The organism is Shinella sp. SUS2 (assembly GCF_001262505.1).
In the GTDB taxonomy this organism is placed as follows: Bacteria; Pseudomonadota; Alphaproteobacteria; order Rhizobiales; family Rhizobiaceae; genus Shinella.
In genome coordinates this window covers 1-26,187 of the sequence record NZ_KQ410750.1, presented here as the reverse complement: position 1 = coordinate 26,187, position 26,187 = coordinate 1, and the positions used below count along the sequence as shown (strand labels likewise).

Here is a 26,187-nt window from a genome sequence, read left to right as displayed (position 1 = left end):
GGGATCAGTCTGCGGAGGGCTTGTAGCTGTAGAAGCCTTCGCCCGAGGCGATGCCGAGCCTGCCCTTGTCGATGTAGTTTTCCTTCAGCCAGGCGGCGAGCGACTGAGCATGCTCGTCGCCATGCGAGAGGATGTTGTAGGGGGTGTTCAATCCGATGATGTCGTAGATCTGGAACGGCCCCATCGGCGCGCCGGTGGCGATCCGCCAGACCTTGTCGACATCTTCCGGCTCGGCATAGCCGCCGGCCGCCAGATCGGCGGCCGCGTTCAGGAGCGGCACCAAAAGCGAATTGAGGACGTAACCCGCTTTCTCCTTGCGCACCGGGATCGGCACCATGCCGATGGCGGAGGCGAAGGCGATCAGGGCATCGAACACGGCCGGATCGGTGTCGTCCGTGCCCATCACCTCGGCGGTGTTGAACTTCCAGATGCTGTTGGCGAAGTGCAGCGCCAGAAACCGGTCCGGTCGGCCGGTGTAAGCCTTCAGGTCGCTCGGCAGCAGGGTCGAGCTATTGGTGGCGAAGATCGTCCTGTCCGGCGCGAGCCCCGCCAGTTTCTCGTAGAGCGCCTGCTTGATCGAAAGAACCTCCGGAACCGCCTCGATCACGAGGTCCGCGTCCGCGACGGCCGCGCCGAGATCGCTCAGCAGAGCGATCCGCTTGAGCGCCCCGGCCGCCTTGCCGCCAGCCGCGCCCGACACCTCGTTCGTGTAGGTTTCGACGAGCGCCGCCAGCCGTGCGCGCGCCTGTTCGAGCGCTTCCTCGCTGATGTCGTAGGCGACAACATCGAAGCCGCTATAGGCCGTCTGGAAGGCGATCTGGCTCCCGAGGACTCCCGTGCCGAGAACCGCCACTTTCCTGATATCGCTCATCCAATTTCCTTCTGCGCGGTATCGTCACTTAGAAACGGAGCCGCCACCTCCACCGGGACGCGGGCCAGCTTGCCGGTTTCCCGATCGACCAGGGCCAATTGGGTCAGCGAGGCGACGATCGTCCGGCCGTCTTCGGCATGGAATTCGACACATCGTGCATAGCGGGCACCCCGCGGCGCTCGGACGACCCAGGTGATCGCACTGACCTCGTCTCCCGCCCGGACATTGCCGCGATAGTCCACCTCATGGCGCAGCAGGACCGCGACGAACCGGTCGCGATCCTGCGGCCGCGCGGCCGTCAGCCAATGCGCCACCGACGCATCCTGAATCCAGGTCACCCAGACCGCATTGTTGACATGGCCGAGTTCGTCGATGTCGGCGTCCCGGGCGCGGAAGCGGATATGGAAGCGCCGATGCTCATCCACCTCGCCGACGAGTGGGTGTCCGTGCTCATCGCAGCCGATGCGTCGACGATCTGAAACGATCCCGCTCACGAATACGCCTGCTCCTCATGCGACGAACCCAGTCCTGCCATGGCGCGGAAGAAGCCGACGAGCATCTCGTCGCGCGGCATGGCGCCTTCGACATCGCCCTGCACCGCCAGTCCCATCCAGAGCGCGTAAAGACCGATACCGGTCTGCATCGGCGGCAAGGCCGGACGAAGTGCGAAGCGTTGCGTCAGATCGGCGACGAGCTCACCGAACATCCGATAGCAGGCCGCCTTGCCCTCCCGGTGCCGCTCGGCGAAAGCCGGATCGCGCCGGGCATGGAGCTGCAATTCGATCGAGAGCAGTGACCATTGTGCCTCGTCGGCCAACTTCGCGAGCCGCGCGGCCAGCACCTGCAGCGTCGCCTCGATATCGTCGCCGGAGCAGTGCGCGACCAGGTCGCGAAGCAGTGTGACCTCGTCCTGGATATGGCTTTGCAGGATCTCGACCAGCAGATCATCCTTGCTGGCGAAGTTCGAGTAGAAGGCGCCCTGCGAATGCCCTGCGGCGCTGCAGATGTTGCGAATCGACATGGCAGCGACCCCCTCCTCGATAATCGAGGAATGCGCGGCCGCGATCAGCCGGTCCCGCGTCTGGCGCTGCGTGTCCTTGCGCGTAAGCGGCATGGGTTCGTTCTCCAACCAACGGGCGAGACGTGCGAAACCTTTTCGGAGGTTCCGCGTTCTCAGTGAAACCAGATATCAACTGATATCCTAAATCAACGGCGATTTCGACTCGAAATCGTTCCTGGGCAACGAAATCTCAGTGTGAAGGAGCGCTCTTGGCTCAAACCTACATTGGCTATTCCCCGGACGTGGAGGTTCTCGGCGAGGACGAGGAGCGGCTGACCGCCGAGATCCTCGAGATCATGGCCACCACCAACCGGCGGGCCTTCGAGCGTCATCGCCACGCCGTGCGCGACGCCCATGCCAAAAGCCATGGGTTCCTGAAGGGCGAACTGATCGTTCATGAACTGCCCTCGCATCTGCGCGAGGGCTTGTTCGCCCGACCCGCCAACTATCCGGTGGTGATCCGCCTCTCTTCGGCGCCGGGCGACATCCACTCCGATACCATTCCCGCGCCGCGTGGCATGGCGATCAAGGTGATCGGTGTCGATGGCGAGCGGCTTCTCCCCGAAGACCAGGGCCACAACCAGGATTTCCTGCTCGTCAACATCCCGACCTTGAGCTTCGGCACGATCGGTAAATATCGCCAGCTCATCAGCCTTCTGGAGAAGAATGCCCAGAACCCGGCCTTTCTCCAGCGAGCGATGGCTGGGGTCGCGCGCGGCGTGGAGGCGGCAGTCGAAGCGGTCGGCGTCGAGCCCGGCGCCACGCTGCGCGGGCTCGCTCGCGACAATAACCATCTGCTGGGCGAAACCTATCATTCGATGGCGGCGATCCGCTTCGGCGACCATATCGCCAAGATCAGTGCCGCGCCGTTCTCCGACAACGTCCGTGCACTGACCGGCAAGGATGTCGGCGCGGTTGAGGATTCCACCATGCGCGATCTGGTGGTTGAACATTTCCGCGAGCAAGGCGCAGAGTATCAGCTCCGTGCTCAGCTCTGTGCCGATCTCGACAGGATGCCGGTCGAGGACGCCGCCGTGCTCTGGCCGGAAGACCTTTCGCCGCACCAGCCGATCGCGACCCTGCGCATCCCGCCACAGGAGGCCTATTCGCCGGCGCGGCGCGTCTACGGCAATGATGTGCTGTCGTTCAATCCCTGGCACGGTATCCGCGATCATCAGCCACTCGGCTCGATCATGCGCGTGCGCATCGCCGCCTATGAACGATCCACCCGCTACCGCCACGAAATGAACGCGCAACCGCGCGTCGAGCCGGCGAGCATCGACGTCATTCCGGACTGACGATCCGATCGTCACACGCAATCACGAAAGGAGGCCAGCCATGGCCGAGACCGAAGAAACCCCGCAGATCGATGAAACCCGCTTGCAGGCCATCCGCCGCCGCATCGAGGAAGTGGTTGGCGATGCGCCACAGCTCGCCAAGCTCGCCCTCGAGCAGATGGTGACGAAGCATAATCCCGACCTCAAGGGCACAGCCGGCTCGGCCGGTCGCGTCGGCGCGCAGTCCGGCAATGTCTCCGAGCTCACCGCCATCGCCAACCTCAAGCCCGGCGGCGCGGATCGGCTGAAACGCATATTCGGGCTGGTGAACGGCAATTTCGACGGGGCGCAGAAGGTCGGCACGCTGCACAACATGCGGTTCGTGTTCTTCGACAACGACACCCGCATCCTGTTCGCCACCGCCTATGACGGCGACTGGGACACCTATATCAACGACTTCGCCACCAAGATCCCCGATCTGATGGACCTGATCTTCGCCTCGGTCGAGGGCTGGCCGGGCATCGCCAGCCCCGAGGTCAAGGACTTCATCGCCGAGCATCAGATCACCGCCGCCGGCTGGTTCGTCGCCAATCCGCAGGTCACCGTCGTCGATGTGCGCCGGCTCCAACGGCTCGAACATGCCGTCAACGAATTCCTGGACAAGGTGGGCTGAGCCATGGCGATCCTTCAGAAACTAAAAGAGCACTTCTCGCGGGATAGCGTCACGCTCGACCTGCAGGACATCCAGGCGCTGATCCTCAGAAGCCGGCCGGAACCCTATGTCGGCGTTCACGCCATGCTCCATTTCGACGAGGCAGCGGGAGCCCGCAATCTTCTCGGCCGGCTGGCACCGCATATCGCTTCGGCCGACAATTGGAGCGAGGATCTCGATTTCTGGATCGGCGCTGCGCTCAGCTTCGAGGGTCTGAAGGCGCTCGGCGTTCCCGACGCCCAGCTCAAGACCTTTCCGCTCCCGTTCCAGCAGGGCATGGCCGCACGCGCGGAGCAGCTTCGCGACTTCGGACCCAACGCGCCGGAAAACTGGGAAGACGTGTTCAAGCCGGGCAACTGCCATCTCGCGCTGACCATCTACGCGGTCGACGATGATGCGCTCGACAAGGCGCTGGCGACGGCGCGCACCGAACTCGACCGGAGCAGCGGCGTCACCTTGCTCGGCGAGCACCGCTTCGGCGCGCCGGACGGCGCGAAAAACCCGTTCGGTTTCCGGGATTCGATCTCCCAGCCCGCAGTGGAGGGCAGCGGCGTTGATCCGCTGCCAGGCGAGGAGCGGCCGATCAAGGCCGGCGAATTCATCCTCGGCTATGAGAGCGAGAACGGCCAGCCGCTCGGCATGCCCGAGCCTGCGGTTCTCGGAAGGAACGGCACCTTCGTCGTAATGCGCAAGTATAACAGCCGGGTCGGTTGCTTCAACGCCTTCCTCAAGGCACATGGCGACACGCCGGAGGAACGCGAGCGCCTTGCCGCCAAGATGTTCGGGCGCTGGCGCTCCGGCGCACCCTTGACGCTGGCGCACGATCACGACGATCCCGACCTCGGCGCCGATCCGCAGCGCAACAACGACTTCACCTTCAAGGACGATCCCAAAGGCCGCGTCGTGCCGCTCGGCTGCCATATGCGACGGCTCAATCCCCGCGATTCCGAGTTGACGCTGCTCACCGACGTCAACATCCACCGCATCATTCGCCGTTCCTCGACCTTCGGGCCGGTTTATTCCGAGGATGTGGGGCCTGAGGACGATGCCAACGGCGATCGCGGCCTGTTCTTCATCTTCATCAGCGCGCGTGCCTACGACACGATCGAGTTCATGCAGCAGGAGTGGATCAACCGAGGCAATTTCGTCGACCTTGGCGAAGAGCGCGATCCGATCGTTGGCCTGCATGAGGATGATGGCCGGTTCACGATCCCGCAGGCGCCGGCGCGCAAGCGCATCGACGGTGTGCAGACTTTCAATGTCATGAAGGGCGGCGAATATCTGTTCATGCCAAGCCTGTCCGCGCTCAAATGGCTGGCGGCCGGGAGCTGGGGTTAGGAACCCGCCGGTCAGTCGTTGGCCTTTGTGAAGATGAACGTGCAATTCATCAGGATCGCTGCGTTCGGCCTCACCATGATCTTTGCCAGTCGCGTCTGGCCCGATCGGTAATCCTGACGTCTGCAAAAACTGCCTCTAACGCATGATCGGCGAGGACGCTTCGGTCATCCGGACCGCTTGAGCGCAGGCGTTTCGGATCCCGGGTGGCTTTTGCTCTTCATAAGAGCTTGTCCTTCAGCAGCGTCTCAAGCCAATCGGCAAATACCTGCAGCCGGTGTGAAAGGTGCTGGCGGTGGGGATAGAGTAACGTCATAGGCATCAGCTCGGCTCGATGGCCGGGCATCACCTCGACCAATTCTCCCGCCTCAAGATGCTGTTTCACGTCATAGGCTGGGATCTGGATCATGCCGAGGCCTGCGAGGCAACAGGCGATGTAGGCCTCGGCGCTGTTGACAGTGACCCGCCCGCGCAACGGAACCCGATGCAGCTTCCCTTGCTCCAGCCACTCCCAATCCTCAACACGGCCGCTGGTCGGAGAAGCATAATTGACCGCCCAGTGATCTCCCAGATCTTCAGGAGAGCCTGTCGATCACGATGGAAGCAGCCTTCTGCATCGAGGCGGTGGAGGAGGCACTTGCCCGTCATGGCAGGCCGGAAATCTTCAATACCGACCAGGGATCGCAGTTCACCTCCATCGACTTCACCGCCGTGCTGAAGAGGTCACAGATCGCCATCTCGATGGATGGCAAGGGTGCGTGGCGAGACAATGTCTTCGTCGAGCGGCTCTGGCGTTCGATCAAATACGAGGAAGTCTACCTCCATGCCTACAAGACTGTGTCCGAGGCACGCGCTGGCATCGGCCGATATCTGAACTTCTACAACACCAGACGCCCACATTCATCCCTTGACCGGCGGACGCCGGATCAAGCCTACTTCAACGCGCTGACACCAATGATGGTGGCGGCATAATCGAGGCGGAAATCCACTTAGCGAAACGCCCGAAGCTGTTCAGACAAACCGAGCCACCTCTCAAGCGCTTGTCGTTTGCGAGTAGTTTCAGGAAAGCCGCAGCTTCATCCTTGTTCGGCAGCGCAAGGCAAATGCGTCGAAGGTCTGGAAGGAAGGATGGTCGATCCGGCGTGCCGGGATCGCTTTTCTCGAACTGGGTTGCCGTTCGCTGCTCCACCATCATTTCCTCCATTCGCACGACCGTTTCGCGGCTACTTGCCTCTGTTCGGCGGGCAGAACGCGTCGTGCAAAGCCTGCACGACAGTCAGGATTTCCGGTCGGACAATCGAGTAATAGACAGTCGTTCCCTCGCGCCGCGCCTCGACCAGCCCGTCCGCTCTCAACCGCATAAGTTGTTGCGACATCGGCACTTGTTCGATTGCCAGTCCTTGTCGCAGTTCGGCGACCGATCGTTCACCATCGACCAGCGCGCACAGAACGAGCAGCCGCTGGGGGTGCGACAGACTGCGCATCAATTCGGCGGCCTTTTCGGCGGCCGGTATCATTTCCTCTACATTCATACTCTTGAATTTAAAACCTTTGAATGTTAGATGCAAGCCATAAAGCCTGGAAGCGTCTGAATTGAATGGCCTCCGGCAACCAGAAGTGGGCAGACCCATCATAGAAACAGCGGAGCGAAAGCCATGACTCATATTGTCATTCTCGGCGCAGGCCTCGGTGGAATCATCATGGCCTATGAGATGAAACGCAAGCTCCGGCGTGAAGATCGCCTGACCGTCGTCAATCTCGGCTCCAGCTATTCCTTCGTTCCTTCCAATCCATGGGTCGCGGTTGGCTGGCGGCAGCCGCAGGACATAACCGTCGATCTCGTTCCCGTTCTGAAGCAGCATGGAATCGCACTCAGGCCCGAGGGAGCACGTCGGGTCCAGCCCGCGCAAAACCGCGTCGAACTCAATGACGGCTCCCTTCTCGATTATGACTTCCTGATCATTGCTACCGGCCCCGCCCTTGCCTTCGATGAGGTGCCGGGCCTGGGACCCGATGCTCATACCCAATCCATCTGCCAGATCGGCCATGCGACCCAAGCGAAGACCGCATTCGACGCACTGGTGAAACGGCCCGGTCCCATCGTCGTTGGAGCTGTGCAAGGCGCCTACTGCTACGGTCCGGCCTACGAGTATGCCTTCATCCTCGACACGGCGCTGCGCAATGCGCGGGTGCGGGATCAGGTTCCGATAACCTTCGTCACGCCCGAGCCCTATATCGGCCATCTCGGGCTTGATGGCGTTGGCGACACCAAGGGGCTGCTCGAAAGCGCCTTGCGCGAACGTCATATCAAGTGGATCACCAATGCCCGGACGACGACGGTCGAGCCTGGCAAGCTGATCGCCGAAGAGGTCCACGACGATGGCACCGTCAAGGCAACCCACGAACTGCCCTTCGCCTTCTCGATGATGCTGCCGGCCTTCCGCGGTGTGCCGGCGATCGCTGGTATAGAAGGGCTGACCAATCCGCGCGGTTTCGTCGTCATAGACAAGCACCAGCGCAATCCGGCTTTCCCGAATGTCTTCGGCATCGGGGTCTGCGTTGCCATTCCGCCGGTCGGCAAGAGCCCGCTCGCGGTCGGCGTGCCGAAGACCGGCTTCATGATCGAATCCATGGTGACAGCGACGGCCGAAAATATTGCCGCTCTGCTGAAGGGTGAGGAGCCAAGGGCCGTCGCGACCTGGAACGCGGTCTGTCTCGCCGATTTTGGCGATGATGGCATTGCCTTCGTCGCGCAGCCGCAAATTCCCCCGCGCAACGTGAACTAGGCGTCACGCGGCAAATGGGTCCATGCCGCCAAGATCGGGTTTGAGAAATACTTCCTGCTCAAGGTGCGGCAGGGCAAGGCCGACACGTTCTACGAAAATCTCGTGCTCAACATGCTGGGCGTCGGGAAGCTGAAGGATATCCGCATCGAAACCGCCGAGTAGGTCACACCCCTCGGTTTCAAACACACTGGAGTATTCAAAATGACGATCGATCGCGCCGTATTGATGTTTGCCGGCTGCATGGTCCTGCTGTCCCTCGCGCTCGGCTTCTATGTCTCACCATGGTGGTATCTGCTGAACGTCTTCGTCGGTTTCAATCTGATCCAATCGTCGCTCACCGGGTTTTGCCCTGCGGCGATCCTGTTCAGGAAGCTCGGCTGTCCGGCGGGTGTCGCGTTCAAATAGCCGTCAGGTTTTCTTTTTAACGACCGTCGCGTGGAACGCCGGTCTTCTTTGGAAGCAATCCCTTCATGTATCGTCCGACCCCTTACCCTCGCGCGGCAATGCTCGCCCTGCTCGTGGCTTTTACGAGCCATGGCGCATACGCAGCCGACTTCATCGTGAAAACGACGACTGTTCCGAACATGAAGGCTGTGTTCGGGCAGGTCGAGAGCCGTATCGTGCTGCCGGCGCGGGTTCGCACCGGCGGCTCGGTGCGCGAACTGCGCGTCAGCCAGGGGGACGAGGTCAAGGAAGGCGACGCCATCGCTGTCATCGTCGATGACAAGCTCTCGCTCCAACTCGACGCCGCCCAGGCCAAAATCGATGCTCTCAGTTCCCAACTCGACAATACCAAATTGCAACTCGAGCGGGCGCAGCAATTGAGGGCAAGCGGCGCCGGTACGCAAGCCAGCCTCGATCAGGCCAGAATGCAGTTCGAGGTGGCGACCAATCAGGTGGTGGCGGCTCGGGCCGACAAGACCGTTATCGAACAAAGCACTCGGGAAGGCACCGTTGTCGCGCCTGCCACAGGCCGTGTCCTGACCGTGCCGGTGACGCTCGGCTCGGTCGTCCTGCCGGGCGAGGAGATCGCGCGCATTGCTCCCGGCCCCTACTATCTGCGTCTTTCTCTGCCGGAGCGCCATGCGGCCGATATCGTGCAGGGAGCAAATGTCACAGTCGGCGAGCGCGGCCTGAAACGGTCGCCGGATCAATCCGAAACGAGGCTTCCGGGTCGGATCGTCAAGGTCTACCCAGAAATCGTCGATGGACGTGTCACCGCCGATGTCGAGGTCGCCGGCATCGGCGATTATTTCGTCAATGAGAGGACCCTCGTATCGATCCCGGTGGGCAAGCGCTCCGTGCTTGCTGTGCCGCCGGAAGCGGTGCGGACGCTGCATGGGATCGACTACGTACGTGTCGCTGGAATAGGGGGCGCGATCGATGTGGCTGTCATCATCGGCGAGCGTTTCGAAGATAGCGGCCAGCCCCGCATCGAAATCCTCACCGGCCTTCATGACGGCGATCGGATCGTGCTGCCATGACGCCGCCAAGACTTAATCTCGGTCTGGCCGGTGGCTTGACCCGTGCCTTCATCGGCTCGCCGCTAACGCCGCTCTTCTTGCTGGCCGCCTTCGTCCTGGGGCTGGTTGCACTGGTATCGTTGCCGCGCGAGGAGGAGCCGCAGATCTCGGTGCCGATGGTCGATATCCGCGTACAGGCGAACGGCTTGAAGACCGAGGATGCGGTCAAGCTCGTAACCGAACCGCTCGAGACCATCGTCAAAGCGATCGACGGCGTCGAACACGTCTATTCCCAGACCGAGGATGATGGTGCGCTCGTCACGGCGCGGTTTAAGGTCGGCACCAATGCCGATGCCGCGATCCTGCGGGTGCATGAGAAGGTCCGGGCGAACATGGACCGCATCCCCGTCGGCATTCCCGATCCGCTGATCGTAGGACGCGGGATCGACGATGTGGCGATCGTCGTCGTTACGCTGCGGCCAACACAGAAGAGCGCCGGGCACTGGACCGCCAACGGGCTGACAAGGCTGGCGCACGAGCTGCAGGTCGAGGTCGCCAAGCTGCCTGATATCGGCCTCACCTATATCGCTGGCGAGCAGCCCGAGCAGTTCGAGGTCGAGCCAGATCCGGAAAAGCTCTCGCTCTATGGCATCACCCTTCAGCAACTCGCCGCCAAGATCGAGGGGGCAAACCGTTCCTTCCGCGTCGGCACGGTGCGCGAAGGCGGCCAGCAGCGCGCGATTGTTGCCGGGCAGACGCTGCAGGAGCTCTCCGAAATTGGCAACATCCTTCTCACCGCGCGCGACGGCAGGCCCGTCTATGTGCGCGATGTCGCAAAAACGGTCCTTGCCACCTCGCCGGCGGAGGCCCGTGTCACCGATGTCCGTTCGACAGCAGATGGGCTGCAAAGGGTTCCGGCGGTTTCTCTTGCGATCGCCAAGAGGCCAGGCACCAATGCCGTGGTCATTGCCGATGATATCGTAAAGCGTCTGGAGCAGACCCGCGGCCAGATCTTTCCGAAGGATGTCGAGATGACGGTCACGCGCGATTACGGCGAGACCGCCAACGAGAAGGCGAACGAGCTCCTGTTCCATCTTGGGCTCGCAACCGTCTCGATCGTCTTCCTGGTCGCCATTGCCATCGGCTTGCGCGAGGCGATGGTGGTCGCGGTCGTCATTCCGATCACCATCCTGCTCACGCTCTTCGCGTCCTGGCTCATGGGCTATACGCTGAACCGTGTCAGCCTGTTCGCCCTGATCTTTTCGATCGGCATCCTGGTCGACGACGCCATCGTCGTCATCGAGAACATCGCCCGCCACTGGGCCATGCAGGACGACCGATCGCGCAGCGCGGCCGCTGTCGACGCCGTTGCCGAGGTCGGCGACCCGACCATCGTCGCCACGCTGACCGTCGTGGCTGCGCTCCTTCCGATGTTGTTCGTGTCGGGGATGATGGGACCCTATATGAGCCCGATCCCGGCGAACGCCTCGGCAGCGATGCTGTTCTCTTTCTTCGTCGCGGTGATCCTTACGCCCTGGCTGATGATGAAGCTCGGCCGGAAGGAGGCAGTGCGCGGACACGCTCATGCCGCGGCCGATGGAGGGCGTCTCGGCAGAATTTACGCGATGGTCGCGCGGCCTGTCCTGCGGAGCCGCGCCCGGGCCTGGGCGTTCCTGCTGGTCGTCGGCATGGCCACGATCGCGTCGCTTGGCCTTCTCTACACCAAGCACGTCACCGCCAAGCTGCTGCCCTTCGACAACAAGACCAACCTTCAAGTGATCGTCGACCTGCCCAAGGGCTCTTCGGTCGAGGATACGGACCGGACATTGCAGCAAATGGTGGAGCGGCTGGGCGACATGCCGGAGATCGTATCCTTCCAGACCTATGCCGGAACAGCGTCACCTTTCGACTTCAATGGATTGGTGCGGCACTATTATCTGCGCGCCGAACCGCAGCAGGGCGATATCGTCGTCAACCTTCTGCCCAAAGGCTCGCGCGGCCGCGCGAGCCATGCGATCGCCCTTGATATTCGTAAGCGCCTCGAGGGCCTTGCGTTGCCGCAAGGCACAGTGGTGAAAGTGGTGGAACCGCCGCCTGGCCCGCCTGTGCTGGGGACGCTGCTGGCTGAGATATACGGACCGGACGCCGAGACGCGCCGTGCCGTCGCCGGAAAGGTTCGCGACGCCTTCAAGAGCGTGCCCTTCATCGTCGACGTCGACGACAGCTACCACAATCAGCCGCAGCGTATGCGTGTCGCGATCGACCAGGACAATCTCGATTATTATCGGGTCGAGCAGTCCGACGTCTATGACACGTTGCGTTATCTCTATGGCGGCACCACGGTCGGCTATTCGCATCGCGGCGGCGGCCGTCAGCCGATCCCGATCCGCATCGCCCTGCCGAAGGGTGAGAAGGTGATCGACGAACGCGCGCTCACCACGCCGGTCCCGGCCAACGCGCTGCCGGCGGGCCTTGGTGTCGTCGAACTCGGCGACGTCGTGTCGGTCTCCGAGCAGCCGGCATCGTATCCTGTCTTCCGGCACAATGGCCGGGCGGCGGAGATGGTCATGGCAGAGCTTGCCGGCGCTTACGAAGCGCCGATCTACGGCATGCTCGCCGTGAACGATGCGATTTCCAAGGCGGATTGGGGCAATGTTCCGAAGCCGGTGATCGCGCTCCACGGTCAGCCCGATGACGAAACCCGCCCGATCCTGCTCTGGGATGGCGAGTGGGAGGTGACTTGGGTTACTTTCCGCGACATGGGCGCGGCGTTCATGGTGGCGATCCTCGGCATCTATATCCTTGTGGTCGCGCAGTTCGGCTCGTTCAAGCTTCCGCTGGTCATCCTGACGCCGATCCCGCTCACCTTCATCGGCATCATGCTCGGGCATTGGCTGTTCGCGGCGCCGTTCACGGCAACCTCGATGATCGGGTTCATCGCGCTTGCCGGCATCATCGTGCGCAATTCGATCCTGCTGGTGGATTTCATCCGCCATTCCGGGGGGCAGGGCAGGCCAATGGTCGATGTACTGCTTGAGGCCGGCTCCGTCCGCTTCAAGCCGATCCTGCTGACCGCGCTCGCCGCGATGATCGGCGCGGGCGTGATCCTGACCGACCCGATTTTCCAGGGGCTCGCCATCGCGCTGCTGTTCGGTCTCGTCTCCTCGACGCTTCTCACGGTGCTCGTCATTCCGGCGATCTATGTGGCGCTGAAATGATCGGCGCTTGCATAGCCTCTTGAAAAATGGTCTAAATTGTAAGATAGTAATTAATTACTATCTTTGGGGTAACCGCTGATGCCGCGCTCGACCAACCTCTCAGCTCCGGAACGACGCAGGGTGACCGTCGAGACCGTCATCGATCTGGCGGCCGAACAAAACCCTGCGGACATTACGACCGGAGCGATCGCGCAGCGCATGGGTGTGACACAAGGCGCCTTGTTCAGGCACTTCCCATCGAAGGACGCCATTCTTCAGGCGGTTATGGAGTGGGTAGCGGAGCGCCTTCTGGCGCGCATCGACAAGGCCACGTCCGCGAAGTCCTCTCCGATTGACGCACTGGAAGCGGCATTCTTCGCGCATATCGAGTTCATCATGGAACATCCCGGTGTGCCCAGGATGCTGTTCGGCGAACTGCAGCGCGCGGAGCAGACCCTTGCCAAGCGAATGGCGCATACTTTGATCCAACGCTACGGCGAGCGTCTCGGGCGGCTCATCGCGGACGGCAAGGAGCAGGGTGAATTCGCCGACACGCTGGATGACAAGGCCGCCGTAGCGCTCTTCATCGGGGCGATCCAGGGTCTTGTCATGCAATCCCTGCTAGTTGGCGATGTTGCGCAGATACGTGCAATCGCCCCAGGTGTTTTTGCGTTGTATCGGCGCGCTGTCGAGGTGCCGAGATGATCGATCGGCATTCCTCGGCGACGAAATCTCCCGTTCGCTCGATCAAGACGACGTCAGCGAGGCGCGTCACCCCCATCGCAGATCATTCAATGACGCAGATTTGCCTGGAGGCAGGTCGATGAAACTGCCTTCATTGCAGCGCCGCACACTGTTGCTCATTGGCGTTGGAGCTGTGACCGCGGCCTTGTTTGGCTATGTGGTCCTGCGCTCCGGCCCTCTCGCGCCGGTGTCCGTTACGACTGCCGTCGTCGAGGCCCGTTCGATTTCACCGGCGTTGTTCGGCATTGGCACTGTCGAAGCGCGTTTCTCCTACAAGATCGGCCCCACCAGCGCGGGACGTATCGGCAGGATTCTTGTTGATGTGGGTGATCAGGTTCGATCCGGCCAGACCCTGGCCGAAATGGACCCGGTAGACCTTGATGCCCGCATCGCGGCACTTGAAGCGGCGATCGGCCGAGCGGAAGCGTCGATCAAAGTCGCCGAAGCGCAGGTGGTCGATACCAGGACGCGCAAGGATTACGCACTTGCTCAGGCGAAGCGGTATGAAGAACTCTGGAAGACCCGCGCCGTGAGTGAGGTCGCAGTCGAAACGAAGCGGCAAGAGAGCGAGGTGGCGCAGGCCGCTCTCTCGGCCGCTCAGTCCAATCTTCTCGCTTCGCAGCAGGATCTCCATCGTAACCGCGCCGACCGTGACGGTCTGGTCAAGCAGCGGGAGAACCTGGTTCTGCTTGCGCCGGTAGACGGTGTCGTTTCCGCAAGAAAAGCAGAACCGGGAACGACCGTGGTCGCAGGCCAATCGGTCGTGGAAATGATTGATCCAAAAAATCTCTGGATCAATGCCAGGTTCGATCAGATTGCCGCCACGGGCTTGCGGCAGGATTTGCCCGCCACGATCGCGCTGCGCTCACGCGCCGGCGAGGGATTACCGGGAAGCGTTGCGCGGGTGGAAGTCCTTGCGGATGCGGTGACGGAAGAAAATCTTGCAAAGGTGAACTTCGACACGCTTCCCGTGCCGCTGCCCTCAATTGGCGAGTTGGCCGAAGTATCGGTCGCCCTGCCCGAGATCGCCGCCTCGCCGACCATTCCGAATGCCGCGGTCCAGAACCTCGGCGGCAAGTTGGGTGTCTGGAAGATCGAAGGTGGGAAGATCCGGTTTACGGTTGTCCAACTGGGGGCTGCCGACCTGGAAGGAACCGTGCAGATCACGAAGGGTCTGAAAATTGGCGACGAGATTGTCGTCTACAGCGCCTCGAAATTGCTCAGCACGAGCCGCATTCGTGTCGCTGACAATCCGGCGGAGCTCCTCAAATGATCAGTCTTGCCGGACGCGACATTTTGCATTCCTGGGGGAAGTTTGTCTTCACGGGTGTCGGTCTGGGTCTGCTGATCGGTGTGACCTTCACCATGGCAGGCGTCTATCGGGGGATGGTCGATGACGGCAAGGTGCTGCTCGACAATAGTGGCGCCGATATGTGGGTTGTCCAGCAGAACACGCTCGGTCCATACGCCGAGTCCTCGAGCATCAACGATGACATTTACCGCATGATCCTGGCGATCCCCGGTGTCGAGCGAGCCGCCAACGTGACTTATCTTACAATGCAGGTCCGCAAAGGAACCTCCGACGTGCGATCCATGGTGGTGGGCGTTGCGCCAGGGGACATGGCGACACCTGGCCGACCGCCCTTCCTTGTCGCCGGGCGGCACATCACGCGCAGCCACTACGAGGCGGTTGCCGATGTCGCCACTGGTTTTTCTCTGGGAGACAGGATCGTTGTCCGAAGGAACCATTTTACCGTTGTGGGTTTGACGCGACGGACGGTGTCGTCGGGCGGCGACCCGATGGTCTTCATCCCGCTGAAGGACGCGCAGGAAGCGCAATTCCTCAAGGACAACGACTCCATTGTCCGTCAGCGCCGGCGCACTAGCGAGAATCCCGAGTTCAATCGGCCGGGCGTTCCCGGCTTGCTGGACGCCATCATCGCCTCGCAAAACAGCAACCCTTATGTAAACGCCGTTCTGGTGCGCACCAAACCGGGATACGACCAGGACCGGATCGCGACAGACATCGCGAGGTGGAAGCGACTGACGGTCTACACCCGCCCGCAGATGGAGGAGATTCTGGTCGGTAAGCTGATCGCCACCTCGGCCAAGCAGATCGGCATGTTCCTCGCGATCCTGGCCGTTGTCAGCGCAGCGATCGTCGCCTTCATCATCTACACACTGACAATGGACAAGATACGCGAGATCGCTGTGCTGAAGCTGATCGGTACCCGCAATCGCACGATCGCATCCATGATCCTGCAGCAGGCAATCGTGCTCGGGCTGATCGGCTTCGTCGTTGGCAAGATCACGGCGACCTTTGCAGCGCCGTTGTTTCCGAAATTCGTCCTTCTTCTTTCCGCCGATACGATCATCGGCGTTATCGTTGTCATCGCCATATGCGCGCTCGCCAGCATCGTCGCGATCCGGATGGCGTTGAAGGTCGACCCCGCCGAGGCGATCGGTGGCTGAGATGGGCGGCGGGATACTGATCGAGAAAATCCGCAAGCGATATGGCAGCGGCTCCACCGCCGTCGATGCCCTCAAAGACGTCAATATGCGGGTCGCGCCCGGCGAGGTCGTCGGTTTGATTGGACCGTCGGGTTCTGGGAAGAGTACCTTACTCAAAGCTCTGGGGGCGGTCATCGACCCGAGCGGTGGGCGGATGACCCTTGGTGACGAGCTGATCTATGACGATGGATGGAAGATCCGCGATCTGCGTGCGTTGAGGCGCGACAAGATCGGTTTTGTCTTCCAGGCGCCTTACCTCATTCCCTTTTTGGACGTGACCGACAATGTCGCCCTGCTTCCCATGCTTGCCGGCATCCCAAATCATGAATCACGCCAACGCGCGCGAGAGCTTCTAAAAGCACTCGATGTCGAGCACCGAGCCGATGCGATGCCATCGCAGCTCTCCGGCGGCGAGCAACAGCGCGTTGCCATCGCGCGCGGATTGGTCAACCGGCCGCCTGTCATTCTTGCCGACGAGCCGACCGCCCCGCTCGACAGTGTGCGCGCGTTGACCGTGATCCGGATCCTCAACGACATGGCCGTGAAATTCGGAACGGCGATCATCGTCGTCACGCACGACGAAAAGATCATCCCCACCTTCAGGCGCATCTACCACATCCGCGACGGGGTCACCCACGAAGAAGCAGGCGAAGGGCGCGGCTTCGAAACGGGCCCGTGAGAACGATTATCTTTCCGCTGCAACGATGGCGGTGTTTGCTGACCGGAAGCTGACGGCAATTTCTGCCGATCTTCAGTAGCCCGTCAGTCCCTCTGTGCATGATTTCCTCCATCGACAACACAGCCCAGGAGAAGAAATCATGAGAAAGACATTGGCAGTGCTTGCATTGCTCGCGGTGCTTCCGGCAACGGCTGCGTTTGCTGGAGAGGCGTGCGACGTTCCGCCTCAGAAGAGGCAATCCTTCGAAGCTCTCGGGAAGCTTGCGGGCGACTTCGGATGGACCATCGACAAGATGAAGATCGACGATGGCTGCTACGAACTTCGGGTCACTGACACCAGCGGGAACGTCCTCAAGGTGAAGATCGATCCCGCAACGCTCGAGGTCGTCGATGGCAGCGTCAAGCGCTTCGGCGATGGCAGTACCATCGGTACGTCGCCGGAGACGGAATTGGACTAGCGATGGTTGCCTTGCGAGTAGGCTTAGCCTCGAAGCTGTCTATCTGTGGGTGACACCGGGTCGTCCGGCGGGCGAGCGATCTTGGTCTTGATCGCAGACCTGCCGGGATCCGGTGATCGCCCAATGGCCGTAGACCGTGTGGTTGGCTAGTGAGGTTCCAAAGGCCGGTTGTATCTTGAATTAGTCCTTTAGTTAGAATAATTCTAAACTGAACATTTTTCTGCGTTTTCCTTCCATCACGGAATGAGGTTGCGTCGACGCAGCATCATCCCGCTGCACACACAATCACTGCTCGGAGCACCATTCATGCGCGCCCTTCACAAGGAAAATCATCTCATCGAACGGATAGGCTGGCTTCGGGCGGCTGTACTGGGTGCCAATGACGGGTTGATCTCGACGTCGAGCCTGATCGTCGGTGTCGCCGCGGCGACCAACGCCTCGCATGAGATCCTTGTTGCCGGTGTTGCCGGTCTGGTGGCCGGGGCGATGTCGATGGCGGCGGGCGAATATGTGTCGGTCAGTTCGCAGGCCGATACCGAGGAAGCCGACATGGCGCGGGAACGGCACGAGCTGGCGACGCAGCCGGAGGCCGAGTTGGCCGAACTCGCGGCAATCTACGAGCAGCGCGGCGTGGCCCCAGAGCTGGCCCGGCAGGTCGCCGAACAGATGATGGCGAAGGATGCCTTCGAAGCCCATGCGCGGGATGAACTCGGATTGGCGAGCCATGTGATGGCAAGACCGGTTCAAGCTGCGCTGACCTCGGCGGTCACGTTTGCGGCGGGTGCGGCTTTGCCGTTGATCGTCGCCCTGCTTGCGCCGGCCGGAACGGCTGCATGGACCGTGTCCCTTGCTTGCCTCATCGGTCTTGCCATCCTCGGCGCAATCGGGGCACGGGCGGGCGGCGCCAGCATCTGGAAACCGACTATCCGGGTGGTGTTCTGGGGCGCTGTCGCGATGGCCTCGACCGCATTGATCGGCTCCGTGATCGGCCGGGCGGTGTGACGATGAAACGTCTGTCGCTCGATTTCCAGACCGTCATGTCGGCAATTGCGGTCCTCGGGATGATGCTGGCCGTCGCCGGGACCTGGCCGCCGGCGGAAGGCCTTTCCATTCTAAGATCTCCCGGTCTGGCGATGGTCTATTTGGCCGGAGGGCTTCCCGCCACCTGGAGCGCCCTGACGGCGTTGTGGCGCGATCATATCCTCGACATCGATCTTCTGATGGTCGTCGCGGCCGTGGCGGCGGCGATCGTCGGGGCGCCGTTCGAAGGCGCGGTGTTGCTGACGTTGTTCAGCGTGTCGACCACGCTTGAGCACCAGGCATTGGGACGCGCGCGCAGGGCTGTTGAGGCGCTCATGGCGCTCCGGCCGGAGACGGCTTTCCGCAAAGGAGAGGACGGGACCACGGTGGAGGTTCCTGCTGCGGAGCTTGCCGTCGGCGATGTGGTGGTGCTGCGTCCGGGCGCACGCGTGCCGACCGACGGTGTGATCCTGCATGGCCGTGGCGGAATCGACGAAGCCAATATCACCGGTGAGTCGATGCCGGTCTCCAAGGAACCGGGCGAGCAGGTTTTCGAGGCGACCGTCAATCTTGACGGGGTCCTTGACGTGACCGTCACCAGGACGGTCGGCGACAGCACGATCGCGCGCATGATCCAGCTCGTCACCGAGGCGCAGGAAGCGAAGGCGCCGTCCGAGCGCTTCAGCGCGTGGTTCGGCCAGCGTTATACGGTCGGTGTCCTGCTGGGCTCCGCTCTGGCCCTTGCGGTCTTCTATTGGCTTGGCCGCGACTGGGAACAGGCCCTCTACAAGGCCGCGACACTCCTGGTCGCCGCCAGTCCCTGCGCGATCGTCATCTCAGTCCCGGCAGCGATCCTGTCGGCGCTCTCCGCCGCGGCGCGAGGCGGCGTGCTGTTCAAGGGGGGCGGTGCGCTCGAAACGCTCGCCGCTGTCGATACCTTCGCGTTCGACAAGACCGGGACCCTGACCAATGGACGTGCAGAGGTTACGCGCATTGTCGCCCTGGATGGTGAGGATCGCCGTTTCCTTTCGCTCCTTGCCGGGCTGGAAGCGCATTCCGAGCATCACATCGCTGCCGCCATCCGTCGTGAGGCCCTGGTTCATGGCGTTGAGCCGGTGGCGGTCGTGGACGTTACGTCGCATCCGAGCGCCGGCATCGTCGGCTACGATTCCTTCGGCCCGATATGGGCCGGCAACGCTCACCTCGTCGAGGACATGGGCGCCTCCGTCGATGATCCGGCGTTCCGTGAACTCGCCGACAGTTCTCAGACCGTGGTCTATCTTGGGCGCGGTGCGACCGTTCTGGGGGCGGTCAGTGTTGCGGACGAAGCAAGAGCCAGCTCAGCCCCGGCGCTGGCCGCGCTTCGCGCCGGTGGCGTCAACCGCATCGTGATGATGACCGGCGACCGCAGGCCGGTGGCCTTGCGCATCGGTACGGAACTTGGCCTTGCGCCCGGCGAGGTTCATGCCGAGATGCTGCCGCAGGACAAGGTGCTCCAGGTCGGCGACCTCGCGCGTGATGGCAAGGTCGCTTTCGTCGGCGATGGCGTCAACGATGCCGCCGCATTGGCTCGCGCCGACGTCGGCATCGCCATGGGCGCGGCGGGGTCGGACGTCGCACTGCAGGCCGCCGACGTCGCCCTGCTGTCGGAAGACATGAAGAAGCTGGCCGATGCGCACCGGCTTGCACGGCGGACGGCCGTCATCATCCGACAGAATCTCGTCCTCGCGATCGGCGCCATGCTGGTACTTGTGACCGGCGGCCTGTTCTTCGACCTGCCGCTTCCGCTCGCGGTGATCGGACACGAAGGCGGCACCGTTCTGGTCGTGCTGAATGGCCTACGCCTCCTGTCGGACCGAATCCGCGCCACCGACGGCTATCTCCACCATTCTCGTCAATATGAGTTCCAGGATCAAACGGGCAGCACGTCCGGATCGCGGGCGACCTCGCCCACCACACCATGATTGGACCCAGTGCTGATTGGGCGGCAGCCGGACCTTCCCTGTCCTAAAAACCGCAAAGGGACACCGATGCTGACTTTGACATCGCTCGGCGCGCCACCGCATCCTTATCGACTGCGGGCTGTTCCAGGGGCTCAAGAACCTGCGCGAGCTTAACTGGGAGAAGCTTCCGGTTCAGCCTGCGGCGATCGGCGCGGTCATCCTGACGCAGGCCCATCTCGACCGTTCCGGATAGTCGCCGGCATCGGATAACACATGCCTCGTCTCACTTGCGCCAGATCAAGAACGTTCCTTTGCCAATGGTGTATCAGGGGGGGAAATGAAGGATCGGATCGTGGTCAAGGCACAAGAACTACCCTCAAGTTTCCACCACGTGCGGTTGGTTCTCGCTCGCGGCAAAGACCATCCGGAGGGAGATCGGGAAGAAGGCTATGATCTTCTGGTTCCGCTCAACCACGAAGGATTCCTTGATCCGCTGGAATGGAAGAAATCTCGCGACGCCTGTCGCGTCCGATATTTTCGGGACGGTAAGACGGCCCGCATCGGGCTGTTGCGGCGCAAGCCCGGCGGGCAGTGGTATTTCGATTACGAGCTGGGTGATCGGGACGACGAGATCGGTTTCCGCCTGGGCGAGGAGTGCTTCCGTCTTGGCGAATACATCTCGGTCGGGCGGGAAGGCGCGTTTGTCACCTATCAGGTCGCGCGCGTCGAAAAGCCCTGACGCCGGGCGAAATTGCAGAAAAGGAGAAAGAACCTTGTCGAATACACCTCACACTCTTGGCGACGAATTCCCAGACCAGATGGACGCCATTCATGCCCTGAAGGCGAAAAGCCCGGAGTTTGCGCATGTTTTGACGGAATATGACGCGGTGAACGACAAGATTCATCGGTCCGAGACACGTCTCGACGCCATTTCCGAAGCAGCCGAGGCCGATCTGCGCCGCCAGCGGCTGATGTTAAAAGACAAGATCGTGGCATCGCTCCGCAACGCGTGAGGGGACTGCGAGGCCGCGTTTTGCTGCCCCGCTTGCATTACCCGATTTCGGGGAGATCAGCGACACCACTCTCCCCGAAACCATCGCTTACAGCCGACCAGACCGACCCATCAAGGCCCGAGTGTGGCCGCATGCCCGGCCGCAATCTCCCCCTCAATTCACGAACGGCCAAGATACAGAGACGCTGCCATGCCGGCCGCAAGGCCGAGCACGCTAAGGGCGCTGACGGGCCCGCCGATCCTTGAGCCTCCGACCCATGCCGCCATCACGGCTTTGACAAGTGTATTCATGGCCACGGCGATCAGGATCGCATCTGCCGCAAGACCGGGCTCGATCGAATGCGACGCCAGGCGGGCCATGGAGATCGAAATCGCATCCACATCGGCGATGCCCGAAGCGGCGGCGGTCACCAGAACGCCCGCATTCCCGAACGACTGCTGAAGCAGATGCGACACCACCATGACCACGGTGATGAGTGTCCCCATTTTCAGGGCAGGCGCCAATTCCAGCGGGTTGGTGATCGTAAGTTCCGGCTGTTCGGAGGAGCCGCGACTTTGTAGCAGCAGGAGCCCGGCGCCGATGGCGAGCACGCCACCGCCGATGAGCAATGGCCATTTGAGATGCGGAAGCAAGCTTGGGTTCAAGGCCGTCGCCACGACTGCAACGCGGATGATCATGGTCAAGCCGGAAAGAAGCACGCCACAGGAAAGCAGCGTGCTGGACTCGGGGTGCCGGCGGGCAAGCCTTGCCAGCGTCAAGGTCGTCGCTGTCGAAGAGGCGAGCCCGCCCGCGATCGCCGTCATCAGGACGCCAAGCCGGTCCCCGAACACGCGGACGGCGACGTAGCCGGCGAAGGAGACCGCGGCGATCAGGATGGTCAGCAACCAGATCTCATATGGATTGACGGTGCCCCAGGGATCGACCGGCCTGTTCGGCAGGATCGGCAGCATGAGAAAGGTCATTGCCAGAAGCGTCAGGCCCGACCGGATCTCATTCCAGCTCAGCGACGCGACCCAACGATGCAACGGCTCGCGCAGGGCAAGCAGCACAGCCGTGGCAACAGCCCCGGCGATGGCGGCTGCAAGGTCGCCGACGACGGCAAGCGTTCCCAGCAGGAACGTGGCTATGCCGGCGACGACGGATGTCGCGCTGTAATTTCGCTCGGCCCGCGCTTCGAGCCAGTGGTAGGAGGCGAATGCCGCGGTGAACCCGAGGAAAACAAGACCGATCACGAGGCCAGAGTCGAACTGCCGGGCCAGGGCGCCGGTAATGCCGCCGGTGAGACCGGTCAGCGCGAACGTTCGTAGACCTGCCGCGCGCAGATGGTCTTCCTCGTTGCGGGTACGCCATCCACGCTCCAGGCCGATCAGCAGACCGATCGAAAGCGATACCGCAAGGCGGCTGAGCAGGGCGTCAGTGTCCATGGTCTCCCGAGTTGCCTTTCAGCATCTGGCGTCGATGTCGATGATCATTTGTCTATGAAGAACCTTGCCTCAAACCCGTCAATCCTGCCGCTTGCGGGAGATTGGAGTTCTATCCGTCCATTTGTTCCGGCAGCAATGGTCCGGGCGATGGCGAGCCCCAGGCCGGCCCCCCGCACCAGAGCCTGACCGCGCTCGAAGGGCTCGCTCAGCCGCGCAAGCACTGCGGAAGGCACGACCGGGCCGGCGTTCGTGACGCGCAGACAGCCGTCTGCCGACAAGGTGACGGCGACCGGTTCGTCCCGCACGCCATGCTTGAGGGCGTTTTCGATCAGGTTCCGGGCCAGGATGGCGAAGGCGTCGGCGTCGATGCTTGCGAATACCGGCGCGTCTGGCAGTGTCAGGTCGATGCGCCCTGCAGTCTCGGCCTGCCCGTCGAATTCGCTCACAACCATCCGCAGGATGGCGCCGATCTCGACCGGCGCCTCGGCGAGAAGGCGTCCGCCCTCGGCTCTCGCCAGTTGCATGAGTTTCTCGGTGAGGCGGGAAAGGCGCCGCAAGGCGGTCTGCATATCCTCGGCGCGCTCGCGCGTGGCGTCGTCCGGCGCTTGCGCGATCATGCGCTGCGCCTGCGCCAGTGCAGCAGCCACCGGTGTCCGCAGCTCATGGGCCGATTTGGCCGCCAGGCTGCGCTCGGCCTGCAAGGTACGCGTCAATCGGTCCAGGAGGTGGTTGACCGCTTTGGCGACGGGGCCGATCTCCGAGGGCAGGTCCTCCGCGTCGATGGGTGTCAAATCACCGCCGCCGCGCGCCTCGATCTGCGAGCGGAAGGTCCGAACCGGGGTCATGGACAGCCGGACAATGACCCAGATGCCGATCAAGCCGAGCGGGACAATGACGGCCAGCGGCAGGCTCAGCCCGAGCAACAGTCGCCCGGCGGTCATCCGGCGATGCGACAGGGGCTCCGCGATGGTGATGGTCAGATTCTGCTGGAGGGTCGCGTCGGAGTAGAGGCGGTGCGTCGGCGTCGTGGCAAAGCCCATTCCGGAAAACGGCGGGAATGCCGCGAGATCGGCGCTGTGCGATCGCAGCAGAACCTTGCCCGCGGCATCGCGCACGACATAGGTGAAATACTCGTCGTGCTGGCGGAGCGTGGCAACGCGCTGTTCGGTGTCGTCGGCATCGCGGCCGATGATCTCGATCGCCGCAAGCGGCAGGATGCGTTGCGCCGTCTCTTCGAGGGCGCTGTCGAACACCTCGTCCATTTCGTGGCGCAGCATCTGCGCGGTCACGACCGCGGCAAGTGCCCATAACACCGTTAGCCCTAGCCCCAGCCATAGCGAGAGCCGCCATTGCAGGCTCCTGGGCCGCTTCATCTTGCCGTGCCAAGACGATACCCGATGCCCCGCACCGTATCGATCGCGCCGTGGCCGAGCTTCTTGCGCAGTCTGCTGACGTGAACCTCGATCGTATTGCTCTCGACCTCTGCGCCGAATGCATAGAGCCGATCTTCGAGCTGCGCCTTGGTCATCGCGATGCCGGGCCGCTGCAGAAATGCTTCGAACAGCGCCCATTCGCGACCGGTAAGCTCAACAGGGCGCGCGCCGTGCATCACGGTCCGGGCGGCGAGATCGATGCGCAGGTCGCCGATCTCGATGAGAGGATTCGGGTTGCCGCTGTATCGCCGCGCCACCGCATTCAGCCGCGAGGAGAGTTCCGACAGATCGAACGGCTTGATCATGTAGTCGTCGGCGCCGGCATCGAGGCCCGCGATGCGGTCGGAGATCTGGTCGAGCGCCGTCAGGATGATGACCGGCGTCACGCTGCCCTCGGCTCGAAGCTTTTTGAGAAAGGCGATGCCCAATCCGTCCGGGAGCATCAGATCGAGCAGGATGAGATCGTATGCCGCGCTTTGGAGATGTTCGCGCGCCGCATCGAGCCGCGTCACCCAGTCCACCGAGTGGAGGGCGGCAACCTGCTCGCGCACGGCCTTTCCGAGGATAGCATCGTCTTCGATCAGTAGAACTCTCATCCCAGGGTCACCCGTCTCGCCATCCTCCTGCCTAGCGTCCGATGCTGTCGGTTTGCTGAAGACCGCCCCATCGCTGCTTCAGGCGTTCGTCAGGAGAGCGTGCCATGGTTCCCCCCGAAAGCGCGTTGATCAGGAACAATGAAACGATGAAACATTTGCTGGCCGCGATCCTCGTTCTGGCGTTTTCCGGTCCCGGTATCGCCAAGGCTGACGACGACGATTGCCATGTCTCGATGGATCGATGGAAGCCGCGGGAAGCGGTCGAAACAATGGCCGCCAGTCAAGGCTGGACCGTTGCCAGGATCAAGATCGATGACGGCTGTTACGAAATCCGGGGAACCGACCGGAATGGCCTGGCTTTCAAGGCCAAGGTCGATCCGGAAACCCTCGAAATCGTCAAGTTCCGGCACAGGGATCGCGATGACGACCGTCACGGATCGAGGCGTCAGCGGCCGCCAGCCTCGCAGAACGACACCGTAGGCGGAACATCCTCCAACACCCTGCTCGGGACGACCGTGCGGCCCAAGACCACCATCAAGTAGCAATCCCATCTCGCTATCGCTCAAGCGCTGCGACCGTCGCAAGGAGATCCCGCCATGCCTCATGATCCGGCCCGTTATTCCAGAAGCATGATCGTCATCCACTGGCTGACAGCCCTGCTGATCCTCGGGGCCTGGCTGACCTCGACGGGAGGCCGTCATATGGCCGAAAACCCGCCCTTGCTGCATTTCTCGTTCGGGTTGGCCGTGCTCGTCCTGGTGCTTCCGCGCTTGATCCTGCGCCTTGCGGGCGGAACCCCGGACGCGCCGCAGTCCAATGGCCGTCTCGCCCTTGCCGTCAAAGCCGGACATGTGCTGTTGTATCTGTTCCTCATTGCCCTGCCGTTGAGCGGTTGGTACGCGGCGTCGCGCCTCGGTGTTCCCGTTTCTTTCTTCGGCTTCCAGCTTCCGGCGATCACCGAGCGGGTGCAGGGCGCACCGGGCCTGATCGCGGACATTCATGAGAATGCCGGCACGATCATCCTCTACCTTGCCGGACTGCATGCCGCGATGGCGGTCTGGCACCAGTACGTCCTGCGCGACGGGACGTTGCAGCGGATGTCTCCGCGCTAACGCAGCGGCAGCCAGCCACGCGCCTGAGCGGAGCGTGGCTGGCTGCCGTCTTGTTCAGTCCCCGGAGCTTTCGCGGCTGGCCTGCCGACAGGCCGGTCGCTCCTGCATCTGCTGCGGACCTGACCGTGTCCGATGTTTCCTGACGAAGTGCTGACGGAAAATCCCGACGGCCGTCAGGCAGCCCTCAGGCGGCTTCGCCACAGTGACGAGGACGGGTCGGCGCTCTGCGACGACCCGGACACCGTTTCCTCGCAGAAGGCAAGCCGACATGAAATCGCTTCTCGCAGCTCTCGCCATGACAACCGCCCTCACGTTCCCTGGCCTCGCCATGGCCCGGCCGGTGACATTGACCACTACGCTGACCAACTATGGCGGCGACGGCGCCTATCTCGCGCTCTACGTCACCGATCCCCAAGGCAAATATGCCGGCACGCTCTGGGTCGCTGGCGGCAAGTCCAAATATTACGAGCATCTATCGTGAGCGCGACGAACATCCCACCTTTCCTTTTGTGATTGAGGCCGCGAGATAAGCTCCTTCATCGACAGGAGCGGAA

The 26,187-nt window shown here is 62.4% G+C and carries 24 protein-coding genes and 4 pseudogenes; 20 read left to right on the top strand and 8 right to left on the bottom strand.

The window, feature by feature from the left end:
• Positions 1–4: 4 nt before the first annotated feature.
• From AKG11_RS29080 to AKG11_RS29070, 3 genes are read right to left on the bottom strand one after another with little or no spacing between them, the layout of a single operon-like run.
• Positions 5–871: a 3-hydroxyacyl-CoA dehydrogenase gene (locus AKG11_RS29080; protein WP_046407406.1), complete on the bottom strand. Its 867-nt coding sequence runs from the start codon at positions 869–871 to the stop codon at positions 5–7.
• On the bottom strand, positions 868–1,365 hold the full coding sequence (locus AKG11_RS29075; protein WP_197284032.1) for an acyl-CoA thioesterase: 498 nt from the start codon (positions 1,363–1,365) through the stop codon (positions 868–870). Before AKG11_RS29075 ends, AKG11_RS29080 begins: the two co-directional genes overlap by 4 nt.
• On the bottom strand, positions 1,362–1,985 hold the full coding sequence (locus tag AKG11_RS29070; protein WP_050746444.1) for a TetR/AcrR family transcriptional regulator: 624 nt from the start codon (positions 1,983–1,985) through the stop codon (positions 1,362–1,364). Before AKG11_RS29070 ends, AKG11_RS29075 begins: the two co-directional genes overlap by 4 nt.
• A gap of 155 nt (positions 1,986–2,140) precedes the next feature.
• Between AKG11_RS29070 and AKG11_RS29065 the strand changes: the two genes are divergently transcribed.
• Genes AKG11_RS29065 through AKG11_RS29055 form a run of 3 tightly spaced genes read left to right on the top strand, consistent with a single transcriptional unit; the run spans position 2,141 to position 5,258 of the window.
• Positions 2,141–3,229 carry a catalase family protein gene (locus AKG11_RS29065; RefSeq protein ID WP_197284031.1) on the top strand — a complete coding sequence of 363 codons (1,089 nt, stop codon included), beginning with the start codon at positions 2,141–2,143 and terminating at the stop codon, positions 3,227–3,229.
• 40 nt (positions 3,230–3,269) lie between these two features.
• Positions 3,270–3,881 (top strand): hypothetical protein, encoded by a 612-nt coding sequence (locus AKG11_RS29060; RefSeq protein WP_035219808.1) that lies wholly within the window; start codon positions 3,270–3,272, stop codon positions 3,879–3,881.
• Positions 3,882–3,884: 3 nt separating this feature from the next.
• Positions 3,885–5,258 carry a Dyp-type peroxidase gene (locus tag AKG11_RS29055; protein ID WP_050746443.1) on the top strand — a complete coding sequence of 458 codons (1,374 nt, stop codon included), beginning with the start codon at positions 3,885–3,887 and terminating at the stop codon, positions 5,256–5,258.
• A gap of 217 nt (positions 5,259–5,475) precedes the next feature.
• On the opposite strand, the pseudogene AKG11_RS29050 reads toward AKG11_RS29055, so the two are convergent.
• A pseudogene (locus tag AKG11_RS29050) lies at positions 5,476–5,838 on the bottom strand (LysR substrate-binding domain-containing protein); the annotation flags it as partial.
• A gap of 2 nt (positions 5,839–5,840) precedes the next feature.
• Here AKG11_RS29050 and AKG11_RS29045 point away from each other — a divergent pair.
• Positions 5,841–6,227: pseudogene (locus AKG11_RS29045) on the top strand (transposase); the annotation flags it as partial.
• Positions 6,228–6,478: 251 nt separating this feature from the next.
• On the opposite strand, the gene AKG11_RS29040 reads toward AKG11_RS29045, so the two are convergent.
• Entirely contained in the window at positions 6,479–6,919 is a 441-nt protein-coding gene (locus AKG11_RS29040; RefSeq protein WP_324256103.1) for an ArsR/SmtB family transcription factor, read from the bottom strand.
• Here AKG11_RS29040 and AKG11_RS29035 point away from each other — a divergent pair.
• The 13 genes and pseudogenes from AKG11_RS29035 (at position 6,911) to AKG11_RS28975 (ending at position 21,068) form a co-directional block, all read left to right on the top strand.
• Positions 6,911–8,203: pseudogene (locus tag AKG11_RS29035) on the top strand (NAD(P)/FAD-dependent oxidoreductase). The gene AKG11_RS29040 and the pseudogene AKG11_RS29035 overlap by 9 nt on opposite strands.
• 39 nt (positions 8,204–8,242) lie before the next feature.
• A complete protein-coding gene (locus tag AKG11_RS29030) occupies positions 8,243–8,446 on the top strand; it encodes a YgaP family membrane protein (protein ID WP_050746441.1) in 204 nt (67 codons plus the stop codon).
• Positions 8,447–8,511: 65 nt separating this feature from the next.
• Positions 8,512–9,525 carry an efflux RND transporter periplasmic adaptor subunit gene (locus AKG11_RS29025; protein ID WP_082342756.1) on the top strand — a complete coding sequence of 338 codons (1,014 nt, stop codon included), beginning with the start codon at positions 8,512–8,514 and terminating at the stop codon, positions 9,523–9,525.
• A complete protein-coding gene (locus tag AKG11_RS29020) occupies positions 9,522–12,722 on the top strand; it encodes an efflux RND transporter permease subunit (RefSeq protein ID WP_050746439.1) in 3,201 nt (1,066 codons plus the stop codon). The genes AKG11_RS29025 and AKG11_RS29020 overlap by 4 nt, the downstream gene beginning before the upstream one ends.
• A 78-nt stretch (positions 12,723–12,800) precedes the next feature.
• Positions 12,801–13,406 carry a TetR/AcrR family transcriptional regulator gene (locus AKG11_RS29015; protein WP_050746438.1) on the top strand — a complete coding sequence of 202 codons (606 nt, stop codon included), beginning with the start codon at positions 12,801–12,803 and terminating at the stop codon, positions 13,404–13,406.
• A gap of 118 nt (positions 13,407–13,524) precedes the next feature.
• Positions 13,525–14,718, top strand: a complete 1,194-nt coding sequence (locus AKG11_RS29010; RefSeq protein ID WP_023513025.1) for an efflux RND transporter periplasmic adaptor subunit — start codon at positions 13,525–13,527, stop codon at positions 14,716–14,718.
• A complete protein-coding gene (locus tag AKG11_RS29005) occupies positions 14,715–15,917 on the top strand; it encodes an ABC transporter permease (protein WP_023513024.1) in 1,203 nt (400 codons plus the stop codon). The genes AKG11_RS29010 and AKG11_RS29005 overlap by 4 nt, the downstream gene beginning before the upstream one ends.
• Position 15,918: 1 nt before the next feature.
• Entirely contained in the window at positions 15,919–16,635 is a 717-nt protein-coding gene (locus AKG11_RS29000; protein ID WP_024271190.1) for an ABC transporter ATP-binding protein, read from the top strand.
• Positions 16,636–16,774: 139 nt separating this feature from the next.
• Positions 16,775–17,092, top strand: a complete 318-nt coding sequence (locus AKG11_RS28995) for a PepSY domain-containing protein (RefSeq protein WP_023513022.1) — start codon at positions 16,775–16,777, stop codon at positions 17,090–17,092.
• Positions 17,093–17,398: 306 nt separating this feature from the next.
• Positions 17,399–18,094 (top strand): VIT1/CCC1 transporter family protein, encoded by a 696-nt coding sequence (locus AKG11_RS28990; RefSeq protein ID WP_023513021.1) that lies wholly within the window; start codon positions 17,399–17,401, stop codon positions 18,092–18,094.
• Positions 18,095–18,096: 2 nt separating this feature from the next.
• Positions 18,097–20,076: a heavy metal translocating P-type ATPase gene (locus AKG11_RS28985; RefSeq protein WP_023513020.1), complete on the top strand. Its 1,980-nt coding sequence runs from the start codon at positions 18,097–18,099 to the stop codon at positions 20,074–20,076.
• A gap of 316 nt (positions 20,077–20,392) precedes the next feature.
• Entirely contained in the window at positions 20,393–20,794 is a 402-nt protein-coding gene (locus AKG11_RS28980) for a hypothetical protein (RefSeq protein ID WP_050746437.1), read from the top strand.
• A 34-nt stretch (positions 20,795–20,828) separates the two neighbouring features.
• The gene (locus AKG11_RS28975; RefSeq protein WP_023513018.1) at positions 20,829–21,068 is read left to right on the top strand and encodes a YdcH family protein; all 240 of its coding nucleotides are present in this window, start codon (positions 20,829–20,831) and stop codon (positions 21,066–21,068) included.
• Positions 21,069–21,226: 158 nt separating this feature from the next.
• Here the strand turns inward: AKG11_RS28975 and AKG11_RS28970 are convergent, their stop codons facing one another.
• Genes AKG11_RS28970 through AKG11_RS28960 form a run of 3 tightly spaced genes read right to left on the bottom strand, consistent with a single transcriptional unit; the run spans position 21,227 to position 24,521 of the window.
• Positions 21,227–22,492 (bottom strand): MgtC/SapB family protein, encoded by a 1,266-nt coding sequence (locus AKG11_RS28970; protein ID WP_023513017.1) that lies wholly within the window; start codon positions 22,490–22,492, stop codon positions 21,227–21,229.
• A gap of 44 nt (positions 22,493–22,536) precedes the next feature.
• The gene (locus AKG11_RS28965; RefSeq protein WP_035219798.1) at positions 22,537–23,865 is read right to left on the bottom strand and encodes an ATP-binding protein; all 1,329 of its coding nucleotides are present in this window, start codon (positions 23,863–23,865) and stop codon (positions 22,537–22,539) included.
• Positions 23,862–24,521: a response regulator transcription factor gene (locus AKG11_RS28960; RefSeq protein WP_024271189.1), complete on the bottom strand. Its 660-nt coding sequence runs from the start codon at positions 24,519–24,521 to the stop codon at positions 23,862–23,864. Before AKG11_RS28960 ends, AKG11_RS28965 begins: the two co-directional genes overlap by 4 nt.
• 155 nt (positions 24,522–24,676) lie before the next feature.
• Here AKG11_RS28960 and AKG11_RS28955 point away from each other — a divergent pair, with 155 nt between their 5' ends.
• From AKG11_RS28955 to AKG11_RS28945, 3 genes and pseudogenes are all read left to right on the top strand, one after another.
• Positions 24,677–25,063 (top strand): PepSY domain-containing protein, encoded by a 387-nt coding sequence (locus tag AKG11_RS28955; protein ID WP_245290269.1) that lies wholly within the window; start codon positions 24,677–24,679, stop codon positions 25,061–25,063.
• Between the two features lie 54 nt (positions 25,064–25,117).
• Positions 25,118–25,633 carry a cytochrome b gene (locus AKG11_RS28950; protein ID WP_023513013.1) on the top strand — a complete coding sequence of 172 codons (516 nt, stop codon included), beginning with the start codon at positions 25,118–25,120 and terminating at the stop codon, positions 25,631–25,633.
• Positions 25,634–25,901: 268 nt separating this feature from the next.
• A pseudogene (locus AKG11_RS28945) lies at positions 25,902–26,111 on the top strand (DUF2271 domain-containing protein); the annotation flags it as partial.
• Positions 26,112–26,187: the final 76 nt, after the last annotated feature.

Excerpts from the sequence above, each read along its gene's own strand:
- AKG11_RS28965 (WP_035219798.1), bottom strand. The coding sequence starts at position 23,865 with ATGAAGCGGCCCAGGAGCCTGCAATGGCGGCTCTCGCTATGGCTGGGG.
- AKG11_RS29070 (WP_050746444.1), bottom strand. The coding sequence starts at position 1,985 with ATGCCGCTTACGCGCAAGGACACGCAGCGCCAGACGCGGGACCGGCTG.
- AKG11_RS28970 (WP_023513017.1), bottom strand. The coding sequence starts at position 22,492 with ATGGACACTGACGCCCTGCTCAGCCGCCTTGCGGTATCGCTTTCGATC.
- AKG11_RS29055 (WP_050746443.1), top strand. The coding sequence starts at position 3,885 with ATGGCGATCCTTCAGAAACTAAAAGAGCACTTCTCGCGGGATAGCGTC.
- AKG11_RS29060 (WP_035219808.1), top strand. The coding sequence starts at position 3,270 with ATGGCCGAGACCGAAGAAACCCCGCAGATCGATGAAACCCGCTTGCAG.
- AKG11_RS28950 (WP_023513013.1), top strand. The coding sequence starts at position 25,118 with ATGCCTCATGATCCGGCCCGTTATTCCAGAAGCATGATCGTCATCCAC.
- AKG11_RS29015 (WP_050746438.1), top strand. The coding sequence starts at position 12,801 with ATGCCGCGCTCGACCAACCTCTCAGCTCCGGAACGACGCAGGGTGACC.
- AKG11_RS29080 (WP_046407406.1), bottom strand. The coding sequence starts at position 871 with ATGAGCGATATCAGGAAAGTGGCGGTTCTCGGCACGGGAGTCCTCGGG.
- AKG11_RS29040 (WP_324256103.1), bottom strand. The coding sequence starts at position 6,919 with ATGAGTCATGGCTTTCGCTCCGCTGTTTCTATGATGGGTCTGCCCACT.
- AKG11_RS29025 (WP_082342756.1), top strand. The coding sequence starts at position 8,512 with ATGTATCGTCCGACCCCTTACCCTCGCGCGGCAATGCTCGCCCTGCTC.
- AKG11_RS29010 (WP_023513025.1), top strand. The coding sequence starts at position 13,525 with ATGAAACTGCCTTCATTGCAGCGCCGCACACTGTTGCTCATTGGCGTT.
- AKG11_RS28980 (WP_050746437.1), top strand. The coding sequence starts at position 20,393 with ATGAAGGATCGGATCGTGGTCAAGGCACAAGAACTACCCTCAAGTTTC.
- AKG11_RS29030 (WP_050746441.1), top strand. The coding sequence starts at position 8,243 with ATGACGATCGATCGCGCCGTATTGATGTTTGCCGGCTGCATGGTCCTG.
- AKG11_RS28995 (WP_023513022.1), top strand. The coding sequence starts at position 16,775 with ATGAGAAAGACATTGGCAGTGCTTGCATTGCTCGCGGTGCTTCCGGCA.
- AKG11_RS29020 (WP_050746439.1), top strand. The coding sequence starts at position 9,522 with ATGACGCCGCCAAGACTTAATCTCGGTCTGGCCGGTGGCTTGACCCGT.
- AKG11_RS28960 (WP_024271189.1), bottom strand. The coding sequence starts at position 24,521 with ATGAGAGTTCTACTGATCGAAGACGATGCTATCCTCGGAAAGGCCGTG.
- AKG11_RS29005 (WP_023513024.1), top strand. The coding sequence starts at position 14,715 with ATGATCAGTCTTGCCGGACGCGACATTTTGCATTCCTGGGGGAAGTTT.
- AKG11_RS29000 (WP_024271190.1), top strand. The coding sequence starts at position 15,919 with ATGGGCGGCGGGATACTGATCGAGAAAATCCGCAAGCGATATGGCAGC.
- AKG11_RS28990 (WP_023513021.1), top strand. The coding sequence starts at position 17,399 with ATGCGCGCCCTTCACAAGGAAAATCATCTCATCGAACGGATAGGCTGG.
- AKG11_RS28985 (WP_023513020.1), top strand. The coding sequence starts at position 18,097 with ATGAAACGTCTGTCGCTCGATTTCCAGACCGTCATGTCGGCAATTGCG.